5 protein-coding genes and 1 pseudogene are annotated in these 3,300 nt (G+C 56.5%); 1 reads left to right on the top strand and 5 read right to left on the bottom strand.

The window, feature by feature from the left end; genetic code table 11:
• Positions 1-125: 125 nt before the first annotated feature.
• Positions 126-449: a MobC family plasmid mobilization relaxosome protein gene (locus QMN93_RS25655; RefSeq protein ID WP_004193914.1), complete on the bottom strand. Its 324-nt coding sequence runs from the start codon at positions 447-449 to the stop codon at positions 126-128.
• Between the two features lie 638 nt (positions 450-1,087).
• Between QMN93_RS25655 and QMN93_RS25650 the strand changes: the two genes are divergently transcribed.
• Positions 1,088-1,258 (top strand): hypothetical protein, encoded by a 171-nt coding sequence (locus QMN93_RS25650; protein WP_004193911.1) that lies wholly within the window; start codon positions 1,088-1,090, stop codon positions 1,256-1,258.
• Positions 1,259-1,466: 208 nt separating this feature from the next.
• Here QMN93_RS25650 and QMN93_RS25645 read toward each other — a convergent pair whose 3' ends face one another.
• From QMN93_RS25645 to QMN93_RS25630, 4 genes and pseudogenes are all read right to left on the bottom strand, one after another.
• Complete coding sequence (locus QMN93_RS25645) at positions 1,467-1,799, bottom strand: EmrE family multidrug efflux SMR transporter (protein ID WP_001099531.1); 333 nt, start codon at positions 1,797-1,799, stop codon at positions 1,467-1,469.
• 167 nt (positions 1,800-1,966) lie between these two features.
• Entirely contained in the window at positions 1,967-2,182 is a 216-nt protein-coding gene (locus QMN93_RS25640; RefSeq protein WP_024195375.1) for an MbeD family mobilization/exclusion protein, read from the bottom strand.
• Between the two features lie 3 nt (positions 2,183-2,185).
• Positions 2,186-2,671, bottom strand: coding sequence for an MbeB family mobilization protein (locus QMN93_RS25635; RefSeq protein ID WP_025367738.1), 486 nt, complete (start codon positions 2,669-2,671; stop codon positions 2,186-2,188).
• Positions 2,672-2,705: 34 nt separating this feature from the next.
• Positions 2,706-3,140: pseudogene (locus QMN93_RS25630) on the bottom strand (relaxase/mobilization nuclease domain-containing protein); the annotation flags it as partial.
• Between the last annotated feature and the right edge of the window lie 160 nt (positions 3,141-3,300).

The raw sequence follows: 3,300 nt of genomic DNA, 5'->3' as shown, positions 1-3,300 counted from the left end.
CGTCGATAAGCTCCCGGACTTCATCCGGCTTCCCCTGCAGAACGCTGGCGCCGTCGCGCTGGCGATCTTTACCCAGCAGATAATCGACCGGCCCGCCGCCGCCGCCGCGCCCCCGAGGATGAAACTTAACGATCATCATCAGCACCCTTTTCCAGTACGGCATGCCGCAACCGCTCGAGTCCGGCATCGATGGCCATCAGCGCGGCGACAATCTGCACGCGGTCGTGTCCGCTTCCACCACCGGCGTTAACCTGGCGGGCAATCTGGTTAAGGTTGTTCCCCATGCCGGCAAGCTGACGAAGCAGCGCCGGCGAGATCGACGGAAGTTTGCCGGCGCGTGCGGGCTTCTCGTCCAGGCACGTCTGCCGCATCCAGGCCGCGAGTTGCTTACCCTCGCAGCGCTCCAGCAGACGCCGGTGCTCGTCCTCAGTCACCCACATGGTGAGCATTTTGCTGCGTTTGTCTGCCAATCCGGCCTCCTGATAACGCCGGGACGGACGGGAAATCTTTTCCCGGTCGGCACGGTGTTGGACAAGCCGCAGGCGCGGCAGTGGTTTTAGCGGGTTTCGGGGCGCAGCCCTGAACCAGTCACGTAGCGCTAGCGGAGTGTATACTGGCTAAACATGTTATGACGGAGTGGTAATTTATGAAAGTGCTTCATGTGACAGGGGAAAAATGCGGCTGCCGGGCGTAAGTGCAAAATGCAGGTGGTGATGAAATGACGCCTCCTCGCTCACTCGGTCGCTACGCTCCTGCCGTGAGACTGCGGCGGGCGTTACCAGCTCACAGATTACGGGATAAGCAAATGCCGCTCGAAGCAGGAAAGGCCAAGAAAAGGATGCGGAGTTGCCGTTTTTCCATAGGCTCCGCCCCCCTGACGAGTATCACGAAAATGACGCTCAAATCAGCGGTGGCGAAACCCGATGCGGCTTAAAGATACCAGGCGTTTCCCCCTGGTGGCTCCCTCGTGCTCCCCCGCATTCCTGCCTTTCGGTTTACCGGTGTCATTCCGCTGTTATGGCCGCGGTTTCTCATTCCACGCCTGAAACTCGGTTCCGGGTAGGCAGTTCGCTCCAGGATGGACTGTATGCACGAACCCCCCGTTCAGTCCGACTACCACGCCCGTTCCGGTAACTATCAACTTGAGTCCAACCCGGAAAGACACGACAAATCGCCAGTGGCGGTAGCCATTGGTAACTGGGTTCACGGAGCAGAGATTGTAGAGAATGCCTACAGAGTTCTTGAAGTGAAAGCCTGAGTGCGGCTACACTGAAAGGACAGTTTAGGTATCTGCGCTCCGTGAAAGCCAGTTACCATCGGAACAAAGAGTTGGTAGCTCTGAATTCCGGCAAACGAACCACCGTTGGTAGCGGTGGTTTTTTTGTTTACAGGGAAAAAGATTACGCGCAGAAAGAAAGGATCTCAAGGAAATCCTTTTGCTTTGGCCAATATGCTTCGGTAAAAAGTTAATGCGCAGAAGATTTTGAAAAAATATTAATAACCAAAACTCCAACGCAAATAAGGAACATTCCTGCAATTGCGGGCCAATCAAGTTTTTGACCGCTAACCAACCAACCAGCTAGGCTTATTAGTACAATTCCCGCACCAGACCAAATTGCGTAAGCAATACCGGTAGGTATATTTTCCAATGTTTGGGAAAGCAGATAAAAGGCAGCGCAATAACTTATTGCAGTTCCTACAGACGGCCACAGGCGTGTAAATCCTTCTGAATATTTCATAAAGGTGGTGCCTATGACTTCAGCCACAATAGCCCCTCCCAGGAAAATATATGTATTCATAAAAATACCTCATGTTGAAAAATTTAAATATCTTTACATAACAACTAATTAATAGAACCCGGCTTATCATAGCGAAGGACCATGATGCTGCCACTGCGATCGTTCCAGCTCCAGCGCTTTCTGGTGCTGCACCGCCCGCTCCTGCTGCCGGTGAGTTTCTATCGCGTTCAGCCTTTCGACAACCGGCGCAGCTGCTCGCTCAAACTCTGCACCTGCCTGCTCAAGACCGTGACGCGCTCGTTCAGCGCCGCGTTCTCCCGTTGAATAAGACCAGACATCGTCCGCCATTCCGCGAAGGCGTTCTCCCACTCGTCCAGCCTTTTCGAGTAGTCCTGCTGTAGCTGCTCTAATGCGCTCAGCAACTGTTTTTCCAGCTCCGTCATGTGCTATTTCCCCGCCAGTATCATCCAGCTCGAGTCCTCTCCGAACTGTCCCGCTTCCGGGTTCACCCTCACGCAGCGGCGTCTCTGCTCGCCGCAGGTCGAGAGCTGTACGCCGCTGTTCCTCTCTGACAGCATGGCCTGCGTGCTCTTCTGCTCCCGGATGGTCGTATAGTTCTCGAGTATCTGCTGCCCCTGCCACCACAGAATGCCCGCGCTCGACGCTATCAGCAGCGCGGAGACCAGAACGATGGTCAGCCACGTCTGGCTGACCATGCGCAGCATCCCTTTCGTGCGCTGGCTCATGGCTGAGGACAGCTTCCGGTCGTGGTCGAGGATGGCGGCGCTGATTCTCTTCTCGCTTTCGCTCAGTTCCGCTCTGACAGACTTCTCGTGCTCGCTGAATGCGGCTTTCAGCATCTCGCCGGTAGTCTGCTGCTGCGCTTTCGATTTCTGCTCTAAGTCCTTCGCCAGCGTTAAAAGACTGTTCATAGATGGCTCCCTTCAGTCGGATGTTTCGCCCCCCGTCCGGGTCGGCAATGCTGATGCTGCTTTTTGTGGTGCGCACCACCTCAAAACCTGCGCTTTCCAGCGCCTCAGTGACGTCCTGACGCGTTTTCAGCTCCCCGGATGAGGCAAGGGCAAGCAGGCCGCTCGTAATCGCCTGGGCGGCTTCCTGCTTCGCTTCCGGCAGCGCGGAAGGCGAGACCAGCACCCGCCGGTTCTCCGGCGCGTTCGGGTCATGCAGCCCCAGCCTGCCGTTCACTATGGTCTGCCAGGCATCGATGCGCGGACGGTCGGCGCGGTCGTAATACGGCTGTAGCCGCTTGCCGGTCAGAAGCTCCGTGTTCGGGATCAGGAAGTTCAGCTCCAGCCGCCCCTTGTCCCGGTGCTCAACCCACAGCACGCTGTACTGGTCTTTATCGAGTCCGGGCATCAGAACCCGCTCGAAACTCGCCATCAGCTTTTCGCGCTGGCCGGGCGGTAAATCCTGTTCGGCAAAAGACAGAACGCCGGAAGTGTACTTTTTGGCGTAGGGCGAGGCGTCGATAAGCTCCCGGACTTCATCCGGCTTCCCCTGCAGAACGCTGGCGCCGTCGCGCTGGCGATCTTTACCCAGC

Origin of the sequence: Enterobacter sp. R-1.6.2 (genome assembly GCF_035064085.1) — a bacterium.
In the GTDB taxonomy this organism is placed as follows: Bacteria; Pseudomonadota; Gammaproteobacteria; order Enterobacterales; family Enterobacteriaceae; genus Enterobacter; species Enterobacter asburiae_B.
The sequence above is the reverse complement of the archived record's forward strand: the minus strand, read 5'-3'. Positions and strand labels throughout refer to the sequence as shown.

Coding starts and splice junctions, on each gene's coding strand:
- QMN93_RS25655 (WP_004193914.1), bottom strand. CDS start 449: ATGCTCACCATGTGGGTGACTGAGGACGAGCACCGGCGTCTGCTGGAG.
- QMN93_RS25650 (WP_004193911.1), top strand. CDS start 1,088: ATGCACGAACCCCCCGTTCAGTCCGACTACCACGCCCGTTCCGGTAAC.
- QMN93_RS25645 (WP_001099531.1), bottom strand. CDS start 1,799: ATGAATACATATATTTTCCTGGGAGGGGCTATTGTGGCTGAAGTCATA.
- QMN93_RS25640 (WP_024195375.1), bottom strand. CDS start 2,182: ATGACGGAGCTGGAAAAACAGTTGCTGAGCGCATTAGAGCAGCTACAG.
- QMN93_RS25635 (WP_025367738.1), bottom strand. CDS start 2,671: ATGAACAGTCTTTTAACGCTGGCGAAGGACTTAGAGCAGAAATCGAAA.